We start from the raw sequence: 16,537 nt of genomic DNA, 5'->3' as shown, positions 1-16,537 counted from the left end.
AACAAACTAGTGAACAATTTTGTGAGAGAGGAGGAGATATTTATGAAAATCGGATCACGCACGCTCAAGACTGCGGCGGCAGCCGGGATCGCCATGCTCATCTCCGAGACGATTCATCTCGATTACTACGTCTTCGCAGCCATCATCGCCATCCTCAGTATTCAGGAGACACGGAAAAAGTCGTTTCGGGCTTCCTATGAGCGGGTCATGGCCAGCCTGATTGCAATCGGCATGGGGGCATTGATGTTCACCTTGCTCGGTTATTCACCGGCGACGCTCACACTTTATTTTGTCATGTTCATCCCGCTCGTTCAACAGCTCAAACTGCAGGACGGCATGATCACGAGTGTCGTCATCTTGACCCATCTATATACGGAAGGGCAGTTCTCGCTCGATTTGTTCGTGAACGAGCTGTTATTGATCGCCATCGGCGTCGGGGTCGGACTCGTCGTCAACATGTATATGCCGACACTTGATAAAGAGATCGAGCGCATCAAAGACAATATCGACCGGGCCCTCGCCGTTCACTTTTATGATGTGGCCGCCTGTGTCGAGACGGGCGTCTATAACGACCATTCGATGATGCTCTTGAAGACGCGGGATTATTTGAAACAAGGGAAAGACCTCGCGCTCCGTCGCATGGGGAACTCGATTGGGAAGCGGAACGAGGACATGGATTACCTGTACTTCCGAATGCGGGAGCGGCAATATGACATCTTGAAGCGCATCGCCGAGAACTCACGGGAGATCACGATGGTCGTCAATGAGGCCAAACCGGTCGCGACGTTCCTTCGGCGCGTCGGCGACAACGTCAACCAACGGGCCGACGCTTCGACGTTCCTACGGGAGCTCGAAGAGACGATTGAGCATTATCGAAAAAACGTACCCCTCCCCACGTCGCGTGAGGAATTTGAGGTACGTTCATCGTTATTAAATATTTTGTCGGACGTGAAGAGCTACTTGATTTTAAAAGAGCGGTATATCCTGCTGTTACAGGAACATGGCCACCCCGGACAAAAACGTGCTCAATAAAAAGATGGATACGATGACGACGACACCGATTTGAATGATGCGTTGACGCTTTTTCTGTTTCTTACTCATGACGTTCCTCCAAATGTGTTTGTCCTCATTGTACAGAATGGAAAAGGTTCGTGCAAACGGCACGAGTTTGTTATAATAACCTAGAAATGTTTGGATGGAGGGATGTTTTCATGGTAAACGAGAAACGAGTGCTTGACACATTTTTACAACTGGTCGGGATCGACTCAGAGACGAAAGAAGAAGCAGTCATCTGTGAGCATTTAAAGGCGGTCTTCACAGAGCTCGGATGCGACGTCTATGAAGACGATGCGTCGACGAAAACGGCTCATTCAGGTAACAACTTGATTATTACGCTACCGGCGACGAAACAAGGCGTCGACCCGATCTATTTCACGGCGCATATGGATACGGTCACACCTGGTAAAGGGATCAAGACGAGTATTCAAGACGGTTACGTCGTGACGGATGGGACGACCATCCTCGGGGCGGATGATAAAACCGGATTGACGGCGATGATCGAACTCGTTCGCGTGTTGACGGAACAAGCGATTCCACACGGTCAAATCCAGTTCGTGATCACAGTCGGAGAAGAATCTGGGCTCGTCGGGGCAAAAGTGCTCGATCTTTCGAAAATTGATGCGAAGTTTGGATTCGCGCTCGATTCGGATGGCCCGGTCGGCGACATTATCGTCGCAGCACCGACTCAGGCGAAAGTGAACGCCAAAATCTATGGCAAGACGGCTCATGCCGGTGTAGCCCCGGAAAAAGGTGTATCGGCGATTCAAATCGCGGCGAAAGCAATCGCGAAGATGAAGTTAGGTCGCATCGATGATGAGACGACGGCAAACATCGGACGCTTCGAAGGCGGCCGTGCCACGAACATCGTCTGCGACTACGTCGAAGTCCTCGCCGAGGCGCGTTCATTGATTCATGAAAAAATGGAAGCACAAGCCGAAGCGATGAAACAAGCGTATCTTGACGCAGCTGAAGAACATGGCGGACGTGCGGAAGTCGACATCGACATCATGTACCCAGGCTTTAAGTTCGAAGAAGGGGACGAAGTCGTCGAAGTGGCGAAAGCAGCCGCGACAGCGATTGGCCGTCCAATTCGAATCTTGCATTCGGGCGGCGGTTCTGACGCCAACGTGATTGCCGGCGGTGGGATTCCGACCGTCAACCTTGCTGTCGGATATGAAGAAATTCATACGACGAACGAGCGTATGCCACTCGTCGAACTGTACAAGTTGGTTGAATATGTCGTTCAAATTGTCGAGCTCGTCGCGACACCTAAAACGAAATGAAAAAGAGCCGACGTGATGTCGGCTCTTCCTATGTGTTCGAGCTATTATGCGGCGAACTCCAACGATTCTAAAACGAGTTCGTCTGAACAGTGAAGTTCCATCGCTATGTCGTGAATGAGGATTGAGGTGCCTAATTCTTGTTGGTGTTTGCGATTCATTGAAGTCGCCCGTTCCCGGATCTGTTGATAGATCGAGTCGGAATGTTCAACTTTCTTCATCACGGATCACATCCTTTTTCAACGATTGCCTACAGTATAGCATGGAATGGACGACAAGAAAGGACAATATTATTTATGAAGTTACAATTTTTAGGAACTGGCTCCGGTATGCCGTCGAAACAACGGAACGTCTCGGGGTTGGCACTTACGCTTGCGAAACAGACGTGGCTTATCGATTGTGGCGAGGCGACCCAGCACCAAATGTTGCATACGAAAGTCAAGCCGCGCAAAGTCTCAGCCGTCTGGGTGACACACCTTCACGGGGATCACGTCTTCGGTCTGCCCGGGTTTCTGTCGACGCGCTCGGCGCTCGACGGATCGAGCCCGCTCACCTTGTATGGACCGAAAGGCATCAAGAAATGGCTCGAGTTGACGATGAAAGTAACCGGTTCTTATCTCGGCTATGATTTGACGATTGTCGAGTACGAGGACGGCGATACGTTCGAACAGGACGGGCACATCGTCACGGTCAGACGGCTTGAACATCGCTTTCCGTCTTATGGATTCCGCATCGAAGCGCCGGAACGACCGGGCGCATTGCTCGTCGAAAAAGTGAAGGCGCTCGGCATCCCGAGCGGACCGATTTATCGGACGATCAAGCAGTCTGACACGTTCGAGTTTGAAGGGAAAACGTACGCCTCTAAAGAATACGTCACTGACGCGGTTCCCGGACCGGTCGTGGCGATTCTAGGCGATACGGTCCCTTGTCCGAACGCAGCCATCCTCGCCACTGGCGTCGACGTGCTCGTTCATGAAGCGACGTTCATGCAAGCAGAGGCGAAGCTCGCCCGACAATACGGCCACTCGACGACAGTTGAGGCGGCAACGCTCGCAAAAACGGCGCAAGTTGGCCGTTTGATTGTCACGCATATCTCGGCCCGCTATCAAGGTCGAGACGAGGCGTTTGTGGATGAAGTGCGCACCGTGTTTCCAGACAGCCATGTAGCGACTGACTTCTTCGAGTTTACAGTGGGGGATTAACGTGACAGTACAACTATACGTATGGCTAGGCTTTTTCGTCATCAGTACGTTGCTAGGTTTACGCTTAAATCAACTGAAAGAACCGGAACCAAACTTTCTTATCAAATTTTTATTTTTTTCATTACTCGGGATCGTTTCATTCCCGATTGGTGGCTTTCATATTCCAATCGGATTCCTGATGTCGTTCTTATTCTTCCCGAAACGCAATAGCCGCTATAAATGGTACGGGGCGCTCGTCGGGTTCTTTTTCTTCATCGTCCTCTTGTTCGTCCCGCTGTTTGATCAATCCGAATTCCGGGCCGAGTCACAACAGATTGGAACGGTGTCGATTCAAGACGAGACGTTTGACGAGATGACAGACAACATTCTGCGCCGGATTAACAGTGAGTCCATTAAACTCGACCGAAGCAAAATGATTTTCAGCGAGGACGGTGAACTCCGTTCGCTCGAATATTTGCTCATGGTCGAACGCGCAAATTCGTATCAACAGATTCGAATCAACTACGACGAATCGGGCGAGCTGACGTATCGTCAAGTCGACGAACTGAATAAGGATTCGGGAAGTGCGTTCTTCGAGAAACTCGTCGACTTTGAACATATGCTCGACGCGATCCGGAAACCGGCCTGGTCTGAATTCACGACCCAAGTCGATGCCCCGTTCCTCCAGTTCTCATTCGATGGGCTGTACGACATGTACACGTTCGAGAATGAGTCGATGCTCATGATCAATCGGGATAATCGCCTCGTCAAGTTCTGGTTGCAACGCGAGCCGGTGCTCGCCAACAGCATTCAATTGTCGGGATTGAGCCAGCAAGGGCGGACGACGGGTGAGAAATACACGATTCTATACAACTACTCTATCCATCAACGAGAGGATTTGACTGATTTATGAAAAATTTGCTTCTGATGAGTTTACTAGTCCCGCTTTTGACCGCATGCGGAGGAGATACGACATCGACCGAGGAAGCGGCTTGTGATGTCGAGCCGACGATTTCTGTTTACAATGCGGCGACCGAAGAGACGCTGTTCAATGAGAAGAGTGTCTGCTTAGAAGAAGGGGCGACGGTACTCGATGCCCTTGAAGCGACCGAGCTTGACATTGAATCGGTCGGCGACGGAGACATGACTTATGTCACGGCCGTTGACGGGATTGAAGAGAAGTCGGCCGGACAATCCTCAGGCTGGGTTTACGCCTTCAATGGTAGCCCGGGCGATGAAGGCGCCGGAGCCAAAGAAGTCGAATCGACCGACATCATTCAATGGCGGTTCGAAGAAGATGCGATTTCTTTCTTCGAATGAGGCAGATTGGGAGCGCAGACATCCGGTCACGCTCCTTTTCTTCTTACTCGTCCATTTGTACGTGTTGACATACTTGAATGACTCGATTTGGCTCCTCCTCGGTCTGTTCGGTTTGTTACTGATGGAACGACGGTTTCCACTGGCGATGCTCGGTGTTATCCTCGCGTTCTTATTGATTTCACTTGCCCCGTTCGTTCTCGGTTGGAGGATTTCGGTCGGTGGTGTCACAAATCAATTGATTCCACTCGCGACTTTTTTGTTCGGTATGATTTGGGTCAATCGATTCATGCGCCTCGAGCGTTTATTGCCGTTCTTGAACAAATGGCCTCGTTCGACAAGGTTGCTGTACGGCGGTTGGGCGCTCGTCCCGACGATGGAACGGGCGGTCCGTTTATCGTTGGCCAGTCATCCGCGACGTGACTGGCAAGAGGCCGTCGTCGTCGGCATCGACAGCCAACGCCTCGAGCCGGTATATGTGACGAATCGGATGAGACGCTTCGAACGACATGACTGGGTCCAATGTCTCGTCCTCGCTAGTTTCGGGGCGATTGCGGGTATGGTCACACCGGTCGTTTGGCTTCTGTATCCATATTTGACGAAGGGAGGGGTGCGCGATGCGTTGGTTATCCTTGGCAGACGGACATGATGAATTCGAGGAGTGGGTAAGGGAAGAACAAGCGCGAGTCGTTCGCCTCGACACTCCGCTTGCTGGGAAAGTCGCATCGCTCATTTCTGGGAGTGACGCCCTGCGAGGAGCCGAACTGGCTGCCATTCTTCAAATCGATCATCTATTTCATAAGCGATTCGACGAGTGCTCAAGTGGGGAACGGCAACTCGTCCGAATCGCTCACGCACTGGCCAATTCATCCGAGGCGATCGTCTTGATCGAGCCGTTTCGACATTTGGATCGGTTTCGGGTCGAGCATTTGACGATGTTGCTCAGCAGGTTGACCGGGCTCGGCGTTCGGATTGCATACACAGACAGGGCGCGCGAACATACCCCATCCGACCCGTTTCACGTCAATCCGACCATGAATCAGCCCCAACTTGTCGTGACGGACGTGTCCTATCGCCATCCGCTGCAGGCTTCCTATGCGGTCGAGCATGTGTCATACGAGGCGAAGCAGGCAGGACTGACCATCTGTATCGGAACGAACGGGAGCGGGAAATCGACGTTGCTCGAATTGATTGCCAAAAGCGTGCGTCCCTTGTATGGGAAGGTCAAATGGGCCGAGCGGCCGGTTTATTTACCGGCCGAGCAAGAGTACGGCCCGTTCCCGCATGCGGCGAATCGTCGCGTCGCTCAACTGCAGGCCGTCTTCGATTCCGAAGCTTCGCTGTTCTTGTTGGATGAGCCAAGCGTGGGCTTGACCGAGCAAGAGCGCTCTCAGTTTGAACGAGCGTTAACCGAGAAAGCCATGACAGCACATGTTTTGTGTGCGACGCATGATGAGCAACTGATTCAGGCGGCAGACCGCATCCTTTGCCTGTCGAACGGTACGATTGTTTTCGATGGCGATTTAGCCGAGTATAGGAAACGGAGTGCGCTATGGTCACATACGTCTTCATCCTAATCATTGCGGCGGGGATCATGTCAAGATTTGAGCGGACGGACATCCCGATTGCCGTTCTGACACAGATTCTCGCGCTTGCCGTCATCGGGCGCTGGTTATTCGTGGCCATCCCGAACGTGCAACCGTCGACGGCGTTGCTCATGTTGACGGCCTTGTATTTCGGGTTCACGAGCGCCGCGATGCTGGCGTTGTTCGTCCCGATTTTATCGGGACTGTTGCTCGGACTCGGTCCGTTCGTCTTGTTTCAATTTTTAGGATGGCTTCTCGTCGTACTCGTCGTCATTTTACTTAAACCACTGCTTCGTCACTCGCGGTGGCTCCTAGCTTTCGTAGGTCTGGGGGCCGGTTTTCTCTTCGGCTGGACGGCCAATCTTTCGTTCGCGGAGGTCATCGGGGTCGACTTCGTCAAACTGCTCGTGCTCAGTCTACCGTTCGATGTGGCCCACGGCATCGGGAACGCCGTCTTCCTCATCTTGTTGCATGACTTGTTCGTTCGCATATTTGTGCGGGAAGACGGGTAACAAGTAGGTATCACACGAGTGAGGTGACACGTGCATGAGCGGATACGTCAATCTGGTTGAAATCGGTTGGTTTCTTTTCATCGGACTGTCGTTTATGGGGCTCAATCTGTTTTTGATGTCACGTCGGCTGCTACGGACGCGCTACGGGATGCTCAGTATCCTCGGGGCCAGCGTTTGGCCGGCACTCATGATCGTCTTGACCGTCCAAGGTGGAAGCGTCCTCGGCGGGCTGACGGAACGGGCGCTCACCCTCGAAAGCACCTTGGCTTGGTCGGTCGTGGTGGCGACGACACTGATGGTGTGTATTCCGGGCATAACACTCATCCGGCGCATGATTCAGTTGGCGCGGTCATAATCAAATCACATAAAGCAGGAGGAGGTCCCCCGGGGGACTTCCTCCTTTTTTACGTGCATACATGGGTTAAATCGTCGAGACGTCTTCCGATCCAGCATCTGATGGTTTTTGGAAGCGGCGCAAAATCTCAAGGCTGACTGCGCGTGGCATGAGCTTGGCCGCGGCGACAAGCAGTTGGTTCGACACACCCGGCACGATGACGCGTTTGTTGGTCATGACGCCTTTATAGCCGAAGAAAGCGACGAGATGAGACGGCATTTTTGACACCATCATCTCGCTGCCGGCCCGATTGAAGAATCCGGTATCGGTTGGACCTGGACAGAGGACACTCACGTGCACGCCTGTTCCTTTCACTTCGGCATGGAGCGCCTCGGTGAGCGACAACACGTAGGCCTTCGTCGCGTAGTAGACCGCCATATACGGACCAGGTTGGAAGGCGGCGACCGATGCGACGTTCAACACATAGCCATGATTCCGTTCCACCATGCCCGGCAAATAAGCTTTCGTCAATTCGGTCAAGGCGTTGACGTTCAAACGGACTTCTTCGGCCTCGGTCTCGGCATCGAGCTCGATAAACTCGCCGGCCGTTCCGAAACCGGCATTGTTGATTAAAAAGTCGACCGTCAGTCCGGCATCGGCGATTGCACTCGTCAATCGTTTTACGGCTTGGTGTTCAGACAAATCGAGGGCGAAGACGTGTACGCTGACACGGTAACGTTTCTCCAGTACTTTTTTTAATTCGTGCAACCGCGGCTCGTTGCGAGACACGAGGATACAATCAAATCCATCCCGGGCCGCTAAAACGGCAAGATCGAGTCCGATTCCTGTCGAGGCTCCAGTAATTAAGGCTGTTTTTGTCAAAATCGTCCACTCCTTCGATATAAAAAGTCATACATTGTTACTGATTTCTTCACGAGTTGTTAAATTCCTGCTCGGCCGCGACGTCAAAACGTATGCTAGAGTATAGCAAGAATATGTGATTAGACTCACAGAGTGAGGAGAAGAAACCAGATGATGATACAGCTAGTGACTACAGCACAGGGCGTCGAGCAAGCAGAAGCGCTGATTATGGCGGGCTCTGACCGCATCTATATCGGAGAAGCAACATACGGGTTACGCCATAAGGGAGACTGGTCGTTGGAGGCTGTGCGAGAAGTCACAGCGATTGCCCACCGTTATGGCAAAGAAGTGACCGTCGCCGTCAATAATTTGATGCACAATCATCAGATTGAGACGCTGCCTGACTATTTATCGGCTTTAAAAACAATCGGGGTTGACAGTGTGACGGCCGGTGACCCGGGCGCCATCCGCTTAATCCGTAATGCAAATATCCCCTATTGGTATGATGCTCAAACGCTCGTCACGTCGGCCCGACACATTCAATTTTGGGGCAAACGCGATGCAATCGGGGCAATCGCGGCCCGTGAAGTGACGTTGACTGAACTCGGGCTGATTCAACAGCAAATCGGATTGCCGGTCGAAGTCCAAGTGTACGGACCGACGTGTATCCATCATTCGAAACGTCCGCTCTTGACGAACTACTTCAATGAAATTGGCCGATCGAACACGTTGGCAGAAGCACGCGAATACTATGTGAGCGAACCATCGGATGCGGACAGCCGCTATCCGGTGTATGAAGACGAAAACGGGACGCATGTGTTCTCTGAGGATTTGACGCTTATGGGACAACTGCCCACTTTAATAACAGGCGGCCTACACACGTGGAAGCTCGAGGGTTGGCACGCGGGTGATGCATTCGTTGATATCGTCCGCTTGTTCGATAAGGCCCGCTCAGATTTATTGAACGGTCGATTCGACCGTCTCGTCATGGAACGGCGTCTCGCCGAACTGCAGCCGGAACAATTCCGGCTCGGGACGGGACTATTGTTACGAAATCCAGAAGAGATCAAGTGAGGGATTGAGATGAAAAAACGTCCAGAATTATTAGCACCGGCCGGCAACTTAGAAAAATTGAAGATGGCGATTTTGTATGGGGCCGATGCGGTCTTTATCGGGGGACAACAGTTCGGACTCCGCTCTCGGGCCGGCAATTTTGGGTATGACGAGATGGCCGAAGGCGTCGCGTTCGCCCATGCGCGCGGGGCAAAAGTGTATGTCGCCGCGAATATGGTGACCCATGAAGGCGATATCGATGGCGCGGGCGAGTTCTTTTGCAAGCTTCGCGATATCGGCATTGATGCCGTCATCGTGTCCGACCCGGCCATGATTGAGGTATGCCTCACGGATGCGCCGGGACTTCCGGTCCATTTGTCGACGCAGGCGTCAGCGACGAACTATGAGACGCTCCGCTTTTGGCAAGAGGAAGGATTGGAGCGAATCGTTCTCGCCCGCGAAGTATCGATGGAAGAAATCAAAGAGATGAAACGGCAAGTCGATGTCGAAATCGAGACGTTCGTCCATGGGGCGATGTGCATCTCGTACTCGGGACGTTGCACCTTATCGAACCATATGGCGCTCCGCGATGCGAACCGGGGTGGCTGTGCCCAGTCGTGCCGTTGGAAGTACGGATTCTTTGAGGCGGACGAACTGTTGACTGACGAGATGGCAGCACGCGACGAGGAACCGTTCTCGATGAGCTCGGTCGACTTGGCGATGGTACGTCACATTCCGGACTTGGTCGACGCTGGCGTCGACAGCTTGAAAATTGAGGGACGGATGAAATCGATTCACTATGTGGCGACCGTTTGTAACGTCTATCGTCAAGTCATCGACGCGTACTGTAATGACCCCGAGGGCTTCGAGTTTAATCCGGCGTGGGAAGAAGAAATCTGGAAAGCGGCACAACGAGAACTCGCGACCGGATTCTATTACGGCGTCCCGACCGAGAACGAGCAACTATTCGGTAAGCCGCGCGCCATCCCGCAATATGCATTCGCGGCACGCGTCATCGCGTATGAACCGACGACAAAAATAGCGACACTCGAGCAACGAAACCATTTTCGGCGCGGGGAAGAAGTCGAGTTCTTCGGTCCCGGCTTCGTCCGTTTCTCGCAGCGCATCGATGAGCTGTACGATGAGTCGGGAGAAAGCCTCGAGACGGCGAACCAGGCGATGATGACGGTACGTGTCAAGGTCGAGCAACCGGTCGCGACCGATTTCATCATGCGCAAGCGAAAAGCCGGCGTCGTGAACACACCTGTGCCGAGCCCGGTCTGACACATCCGGCAAGACAACATAGTCGACCGTTCCATCCAATCTTGCTAACCTGTTAACATAGACGACAAAGGGGATGGAAGCATGAATCAGAATACGGAGCAGCTCCGGACCGATCCAATCGGAAGCCTGCTGTTCAAACTGTCGCTACCGGCAATGATCGGGATGCTGGTGACGGCACTGTACAACATCATTGATACAATCTTCGTCGCCCGTGGCATCGGGTCGACTGCCGTGGCTGCCATCGGGATCGCCTTTCCGATTCAAATGATTCTTATGGCCGTCTCGAGCGCTGTCGGGTTGGGCGGGGCATCCATCAGTTCAAGGAAACTCGGCAAAGGCGACGATGCCGGTGCCGCCGTCACGTTTTTGAACGTGCTCGTCCTCGTCGGTGTGTTCGCCGCTTTTGCGGTCAGTTCCGCCTTTTTCATGTTGGATGACATCTTGAAAGTGTTCGGAGCGACGTCGGCCATCATGGAACTGAGCCGACAATACTTATCGGTCGTGCTCATTAGCTCTCCGTTCTTCATGTTCACACTCGCGGCGAGCGCGATGGTACGGGCTGAAGGACAGGCGCCTTATCAGATGAAAGTGATGCTCACGACCGTTGTCGTCAACTTGGTGACGACGCCGCTATTCATCTTCACGTTCGGCTGGGGCATTTACGGGGCCGCTTGGTCGACGGCGCTCGCTCAAGTCGTCGGGTCTGTGCTCATGCTCCGTTTCTTCTTCTCAAAAAATCGCCGCACCGAGCTCGATTTCCAATGGCGGAAGTTTCGATTACGGTTCGGCGAATTGAAGGAGATTATGGCGATCGGCTCATCTTCGTTCATCATGATGGTCTCCCAGTCGATTTTATTCGTCGGGGTCAACGTCATGCTCGGAACGTACGGCGGGACCGAGGAACTTGCCATCTTTGCGATTATCAATAAATTCATGGCGCTCGTCGGGATGCCGATTATGGGTATCGTCCAAGGCATGCAGCCGATTGTCGGTTACAATTTCGGCGCCAAACAATTCGACCGGATGAGGGAAACGATTTGGACGGCAATGCGGGCTGGAATTGCCATCGCCGTCATCATCTGGTTGACGCTCCAGTTGATTCCGGAACAACTGATGCGCATGTTCACGACCGACGCCAACTTGATTGCCGGCGGTGTGACGGCGATTCATGTGTTGTTCGCCGTCTCGTTCCTCCCGAGTGTGCAAATGCTCGTCAACGGCATCTACCAATCACTCGGGAAGGCTCGGGTCGCGATGTTCTTGTCGCTGTCGCGGCAGACGCTCTATACGATTCCACTCGTCTTCATCCTGCCGAACTTCTTCGGCGTATTCGGTGTCTGGCTCGCGTTCCCAATCGCTGATGCGATGACCTTCCTGACAGCGGTCGGGATGGCTGTTTGGGATCGCAAGCTCTTATTCCGCCCGTCAGAAGACGAAATCGAAGCGAAAGCAACCAATTTATGAAGCGACGTCCGTTCTTGTGGAACGGGCGTCTTCTTTTAGGAACAAGTAAATTCCGCCGAGCAGGACGGCCGCACCGACCCATTGCATCACGCCGAGACGCTCGTCGAAGAAGACGAACCCGAACAGCATGCCCCATAATGCCTCGCCAAGGATGGTGATGCTGACAACGGTCGCACTGACACGGGCGAGCGCATAGTTGAACAAGTTATGTCCTAAAATCGTCGGGAAGAAGGCGAGGGCGAGGAAATACCACCAGTTGACCGATTCGAACGCGGTGAACGTCGTCCCCCGGACGAGAAGCATGAAACAGAGGACGACCGCTGCTACGAGATAGACGCTGAACGAGTATGTATTCGTGTTCATTTCGGTCCGGACGTGTTGGCCGACGAGCCAATAGCCCGCGATGAGCAGAGCGGCGATTAAAGCGAGCAAGTCCCCGAACAGCGCTTCACGTCCGAGTTGAATGTCGCCTGCCGCGACAAGCATACCTCCGAAGACGGCGATGAGCGCGAAGGCTAACCCTTTCCGGGTCGGATTCTTTTTAAAAATCAAGGCGTTCCCGATTAAGACAAAAATCGGGCTCGAAGTGACGAACAGCGTCGAGCTGGCGACGGTTGTATAATCGAGCGATAAAAACCAGAGCCAAAAATGGAACGCGAGCAACGTCCCGCTGAGGAGCAAGGCATATCGCGTCATGAGTCGTGTCCCGAGGAGCGACTTGAAATCGACGAAGGGCAACAACATCAGGCACGTGATCAGCATACGGTAAAACGCGGCCGTCTCGGCCGGTGCGGACGTCCATTTGACGAACAAGACGCTCGTCGATAAGAAGAAAACGGCGGCGAATAAGATAAGATAAGACAAGAGACATCCCCCTTTATGTTGTACATACTCTTCTAATGATATTATAGAATAGATAAGAAAATACATTCTTTCTCGAAAGTGTCGTTCCGACGAGATTTCGGATGACTGTGAAAGTAGGGATCCTATGAGATTAATTATTGCGGAGAAACCGTCGCAGGCCCAAAAACTGGCTGCGCCGTATCCATCAAAAAAGAAAAAAGACGAGATTGAGATCGCTTCATGTGCCCGGTTCCCAGAAGGCGCCATCGTCGTCTGGGCGGTCGGTCACTTATGCGAGCTGCAAGAACCGTCCCATTATAAGCCGGAATGGAAGTCTTGGAAATATGAGTCGCTCCCAATCGTGCCGGACCGATTCGACTATCGCATCTCGAAAGGCAAGTCGAAACCGTTCCAGACGATTAAGAAATGGTTGCACGACCGGTCCATCACCGACGTCATCATCGCATCCGATGCCGAGCGGGAAGGAGAAGCCATCGTCCGTCTCATTTTACGGCTCGCCGGCAATCAAAAACCTTTGTCGCGCCTATGGATCTCGAGTTTGACCGAGCAGGCGGTCGACCGTGGTTTCGCCGCACTGCTACCAGGCGACCAGACGGTCCCGTACTATCACGAAGCAATGAGTCGCGCCTGTGCCGACTGGCTCGTCGGCATGAACGCATCAAGAGCGTATACAACGCTGTTGAAGACGATTGGCATCGAAGACGTGTTTTCGCTAGGCCGTGTCCAGACTCCGACGCTCGCTTTGATTGTCAATCGCGAACGTGAGATTAAACAGTTCGTCCCAGAGCCGTATTTTGAGGTCGAGGCGACGCTTCAAAAAGGACGCGGCACGTTCAAAGCGAAATACACGCTCGGTAAGACGACGAAACTAAAGGCTCGCGAACAAGCCGACGCGGTCGTCAACCGGGCGACCGGGACGGCGATTGTCCGTTCGATTGACAAAGAGGACAAGACGGAATACCCGCCGTTTTGGTTCAGTTTATCGGGTTTGCAGGCCGAAGCCGGCAAGCGGTTCGGCTTCGGGGCGAAGAAGACGCTCGACATCGCTCAAAAGCTATATACGAAAGGATGGATCAGTTATCCTCGGACTGACTCAAGTTTCGTCACACCTGACGAGGCGACGTTGTTCCCACAGACGAAAGCAAGGCTATTGAAGTCGGCGGCCTATGCCGAGTTGAAAGACGTGTTGACCGAGAACCCGTCCCGGAACAGCCGCTACGTCAACGCGAAAAAGGTCAGTGATCACTATGCGATCATCCCGACCGAGGCGTGTGGCGATGTGGCCCGACTTAGCGGGGATGAGGCAAAACTATACGATTTGATTAACCGTCGCTTTCTTGCGGCGTTCGCCCCTCCGGCCAAGCTTGAGAAAACGACGGTCGACCTCATGGACGGCGACGACCTGTACCGTGCAAAAGGGACGGTCGTCGTCAGTGCCGGCTATCGTCAAGTCGTCGAGATGAAGTCCAAAGACGTCGAACTCCCGGCGCTCACACTCGGGGAGCCGTTGACGGAAAAGAAAGTCGAAGTATTATCGAAACAAACGGAGCCACCGAAACGGTATACAGAAGGCGCGCTCATCATGGCGATGAAGGTGGCCGGTAAGCAGCTCGATGATGAAGAACTGATTCATATCATGAAAGAAGTCGAAGGGCTTGGAACCGAGGCGACACGAGCCAATATTATCGACGGATTGAAGAAGCGGGGCTATGTCGACCTACAAAAGAAAGAACTCGTCCCGACCGATAAAGGGCGCTTGTTGATTGACGTGCTCGGTGACAGTATCCTTGCTTCACCGGCCATGACGGCCAAATGGGAGAAACGTCTCAACGAAATCGGGCAGGCATCGGCTTCGGCCGCCGAATTTATCGACCAGGCGAAAAAGATGTCGATTCATCTCGTCGAAGAGGCGAAAGCGCGAGTCGAGACGGCGAACCCGGAAGGCTATACGATTGAAGCCCGACGTTTCGGGAAGAAGTCGGCGGCGCGGCCGAAAGCATCGTTCGGCGTCTGCCCGAGCTGTGGCAAGGGACTCGTCGAGCATGCGAAATTCATCGGTTGTAGCGGCTTTCGCGAAGGTTGCAAGTTTACGATGTCGAAACAAGTACTCGGCGTCGGAATTGCCAAAGATGAACTGAAACAGATGATTAACGGCGGGCAATCGAACGTGCACACGTTCAAAAAAGGGGACAAGACGTTCGATGCCGTGCTCTACCTTGAAAAAGGGGCACTTCGATTCGAATTTAAATAAAAAATAGAGCCATCCGCCGATGGCTCTATTTTTTCTGCTGTTCTTCTTCAGTGATGCGGCGATTGATTTCATCGTAATCGAGCACGATGTCGTCCTTGTTGTCTTTATAGGCATATCCTTTTTGAATGACAACGATTGACGCGATTAAGACGAGCAAAATAATCAAACCGCTCACAGCGAATATCCATCCCATGCGGCATTCCTCGCTTTCGTACTTCCAGTATGCCAAAAACGAACGAGATTCTCCATCTTTGAACCACTTCGAACTGTCACAGCATTGAAATACCTAATGAAGCGATTAGATATGATACAATAATATGCAGAAGAACACTGACAGAGAAAGTAGGGATGACTATGGCGATTTTGATTGTGGACGACGAACCGGTCAATACGATGGTTCTCGAACAATTATTGCATCAACATGATTATGAGACGATTTCAGTCTCGAGTGGTGAAGATGCGCTCGCGCTCCTGATGGACCCGCAAGCCCCGTCGCTATACGACCTTGTCCTGCTTGATGTCGAGATGCCAGGAATCTCTGGAATCGAGACGTGCAAACGGATTCGACAGATGAGCGGCTATGAGGAACTTCCCGTGATTATGGTCTCGGGTCGCACCGAGGAAAAGCAAATCGCGGAAGGTCTCGACGCTGAAGCGTCCGACTATACGACGAAACCGATTAAAATCACGGAACTGCTCGCGCGCATCCGCTCCGCACTCCGTTACAAAGCGGCCGTCGATGAACGCAAAAAATATGAGGCGCGGCTCCAATATGACCTCGATCTCGCGCAAAAGATTCAACAGAGCGCGTTGACCCCGCCCATCAGCAACGATGAGATTGACGTCCGGGCCCTCTATTTGCCGTCTAAAAAACTGGCCGGGGATATGTATGCCTGGTTCCAGGTCGCACCGGATCGCTATGGGGTCATCATCTTCGACGTGATGGGGCATGGTGTCTCGTCGGCGTTGATTACGATGGGGATTCGGTCGATTTTGCCCGGTCTCGTCAGCAACGTCCAATACCCGGTCGATGTGATGAGTGAGTTGAACCGTCAGATGACGTTCTTGTTCTCGGGAGAGGACATGCAGAGCTATTTCACGGCCGTCTATTGTTATATCGACACGACGAAGCGTCAAATCGAGTACGTCAACGCCGGTCATCCGCCGGTCATCGTGACGTCGGACTCGGGTGTGACCCGTCTCGAGACGACCGGTGTCCCGGTCGGCATGTTCGAGGAGCCGAATTTTGAGTCGAAGGTCATCGACATCGAACCGGGGATGACGATGCATATGTATACAGATGGATTGATGGAATGTTACAGCAAAGACATTGACGACGGCATCCGCTGGCTCGAGAAGGACGTCGCGTCATACGGGCTTGACTACGCGCGTCACGTCGCCGAACAACTCGTCCCTAAAATCGAGATTGACGATGACTTGTGTCTCGTCACGGTCAAATTGATGTAAAAAGATGGTGTCGCCGAAACGGGC

18 protein-coding genes are annotated in these 16,537 nt (G+C 52.9%); 14 read left to right on the top strand and 4 right to left on the bottom strand.

Annotated features, from left to right (window positions below; all coding sequences use genetic code 11):
• Nucleotides 1-42 precede the first annotated feature (42 nt).
• Complete coding sequence (locus KNP68_RS00890; RefSeq protein WP_021067673.1) at nucleotides 43-1,032, top strand: aromatic acid exporter family protein; 990 nt, start codon at nucleotides 43-45, stop codon at nucleotides 1,030-1,032.
• 179 nt (nucleotides 1,033-1,211) lie between these two features.
• Nucleotides 1,212-2,342 (top strand): M20/M25/M40 family metallo-hydrolase, encoded by a 1,131-nt coding sequence (locus KNP68_RS00885; protein ID WP_029595289.1) that lies wholly within the window; start codon nucleotides 1,212-1,214, stop codon nucleotides 2,340-2,342.
• A 44-nt stretch (nucleotides 2,343-2,386) separates the two neighbouring features.
• On the opposite strand, the gene KNP68_RS00880 is transcribed toward KNP68_RS00885, so the two are convergent.
• Entirely contained in the window at nucleotides 2,387-2,560 is a 174-nt protein-coding gene (locus tag KNP68_RS00880) for a hypothetical protein (protein ID WP_021067671.1), read from the bottom strand.
• 75 nt (nucleotides 2,561-2,635) lie between these two features.
• Here KNP68_RS00880 and rnz point away from each other — a divergent pair, with 75 nt between their 5' ends.
• The 7 genes from rnz to KNP68_RS00845 are packed head-to-tail and all read left to right on the top strand — an operon-like array spanning nucleotide 2,636 to nucleotide 7,290.
• Nucleotides 2,636-3,541, top strand: coding sequence for a ribonuclease Z (gene rnz / locus KNP68_RS00875; protein WP_131471245.1), 906 nt, complete (start codon nucleotides 2,636-2,638; stop codon nucleotides 3,539-3,541).
• A 1-nt stretch (nucleotide 3,542) separates the two neighbouring features.
• Nucleotides 3,543-4,433, top strand: coding sequence for a hypothetical protein (locus KNP68_RS00870; RefSeq protein WP_029595291.1), 891 nt, complete (start codon nucleotides 3,543-3,545; stop codon nucleotides 4,431-4,433).
• Nucleotides 4,434-4,447: 14 nt separating this feature from the next.
• Nucleotides 4,448-4,840: a DUF4430 domain-containing protein gene (locus tag KNP68_RS00865; RefSeq protein ID WP_236355691.1), complete on the top strand. Its 393-nt coding sequence runs from the start codon at nucleotides 4,448-4,450 to the stop codon at nucleotides 4,838-4,840.
• Nucleotides 4,818-5,486: a hypothetical protein gene (locus KNP68_RS00860; protein ID WP_021067667.1), complete on the top strand. Its 669-nt coding sequence runs from the start codon at nucleotides 4,818-4,820 to the stop codon at nucleotides 5,484-5,486. The genes KNP68_RS00865 and KNP68_RS00860 overlap by 23 nt, the downstream gene beginning before the upstream one ends.
• Nucleotides 5,455-6,414, top strand: a complete 960-nt coding sequence (locus tag KNP68_RS00855; RefSeq protein ID WP_029595294.1) for an ATP-binding cassette domain-containing protein — start codon at nucleotides 5,455-5,457, stop codon at nucleotides 6,412-6,414. The genes KNP68_RS00860 and KNP68_RS00855 overlap by 32 nt, the downstream gene beginning before the upstream one ends.
• 17 nt (nucleotides 6,415-6,431) lie before the next feature.
• A complete protein-coding gene (locus tag KNP68_RS00850; RefSeq protein WP_251131430.1) occupies nucleotides 6,432-6,935 on the top strand; it encodes a hypothetical protein in 504 nt (167 codons plus the stop codon).
• Between the two features lie 34 nt (nucleotides 6,936-6,969).
• Nucleotides 6,970-7,290 carry a hypothetical protein gene (locus KNP68_RS00845; RefSeq protein ID WP_214798441.1) on the top strand — a complete coding sequence of 107 codons (321 nt, stop codon included), beginning with the start codon at nucleotides 6,970-6,972 and terminating at the stop codon, nucleotides 7,288-7,290.
• A 66-nt stretch (nucleotides 7,291-7,356) separates the two neighbouring features.
• Here KNP68_RS00845 and KNP68_RS00840 read toward each other — a convergent pair whose 3' ends face one another.
• Nucleotides 7,357-8,151, bottom strand: a complete 795-nt coding sequence (locus tag KNP68_RS00840) for an SDR family NAD(P)-dependent oxidoreductase (RefSeq protein ID WP_021067663.1) — start codon at nucleotides 8,149-8,151, stop codon at nucleotides 7,357-7,359.
• A 150-nt stretch (nucleotides 8,152-8,301) separates the two neighbouring features.
• On the opposite strand from KNP68_RS00840, the gene KNP68_RS00835 reads away from it, so the two are divergent.
• From KNP68_RS00835 to KNP68_RS00825, 3 genes are all read left to right on the top strand, one after another.
• Nucleotides 8,302-9,204 carry a peptidase U32 family protein gene (locus KNP68_RS00835; RefSeq protein WP_021067662.1) on the top strand — a complete coding sequence of 301 codons (903 nt, stop codon included), beginning with the start codon at nucleotides 8,302-8,304 and terminating at the stop codon, nucleotides 9,202-9,204.
• A gap of 9 nt (nucleotides 9,205-9,213) precedes the next feature.
• Nucleotides 9,214-10,467 (top strand): peptidase U32 family protein, encoded by a 1,254-nt coding sequence (locus tag KNP68_RS00830; protein WP_021067661.1) that lies wholly within the window; start codon nucleotides 9,214-9,216, stop codon nucleotides 10,465-10,467.
• An 81-nt stretch (nucleotides 10,468-10,548) separates the two neighbouring features.
• Nucleotides 10,549-11,931 carry an MATE family efflux transporter gene (locus KNP68_RS00825; protein ID WP_029595300.1) on the top strand — a complete coding sequence of 461 codons (1,383 nt, stop codon included), beginning with the start codon at nucleotides 10,549-10,551 and terminating at the stop codon, nucleotides 11,929-11,931.
• Here KNP68_RS00825 and KNP68_RS00820 read toward each other — a convergent pair.
• Nucleotides 11,926-12,795, bottom strand: coding sequence for a DMT family transporter (locus KNP68_RS00820; RefSeq protein WP_029595301.1), 870 nt, complete (start codon nucleotides 12,793-12,795; stop codon nucleotides 11,926-11,928). The genes KNP68_RS00825 and KNP68_RS00820 overlap by 6 nt on opposite strands.
• A gap of 124 nt (nucleotides 12,796-12,919) precedes the next feature.
• On the opposite strand from KNP68_RS00820, the gene KNP68_RS00815 reads away from it, so the two are divergent.
• Nucleotides 12,920-15,046, top strand: a complete 2,127-nt coding sequence (locus tag KNP68_RS00815; RefSeq protein ID WP_214798438.1) for a DNA topoisomerase III — start codon at nucleotides 12,920-12,922, stop codon at nucleotides 15,044-15,046.
• A 25-nt stretch (nucleotides 15,047-15,071) separates the two neighbouring features.
• Here the strand turns inward: KNP68_RS00815 and ytzI are convergent, their stop codons facing one another.
• A complete protein-coding gene (ytzI, locus tag KNP68_RS00810; RefSeq protein WP_021067657.1) occupies nucleotides 15,072-15,239 on the bottom strand; it encodes a YtzI protein in 168 nt (55 codons plus the stop codon).
• Nucleotides 15,240-15,400: 161 nt separating this feature from the next.
• Between ytzI and KNP68_RS00805 the strand changes: the two genes are divergently transcribed.
• Complete coding sequence (locus tag KNP68_RS00805) at nucleotides 15,401-16,513, top strand: PP2C family protein-serine/threonine phosphatase (protein ID WP_021067656.1); 1,113 nt, start codon at nucleotides 15,401-15,403, stop codon at nucleotides 16,511-16,513.
• Nucleotides 16,514-16,537 lie beyond the last annotated feature (24 nt).

The organism is Exiguobacterium sp. s50 (assembly GCF_018618175.1).
Lineage (GTDB): Bacteria > Bacillota > Bacilli > Exiguobacteriales > Exiguobacteriaceae > Exiguobacterium > Exiguobacterium chiriqhucha.
The sequence above is the reverse complement of the archived record's forward strand: the minus strand, read 5'-3'. Positions and strand labels throughout refer to the sequence as shown.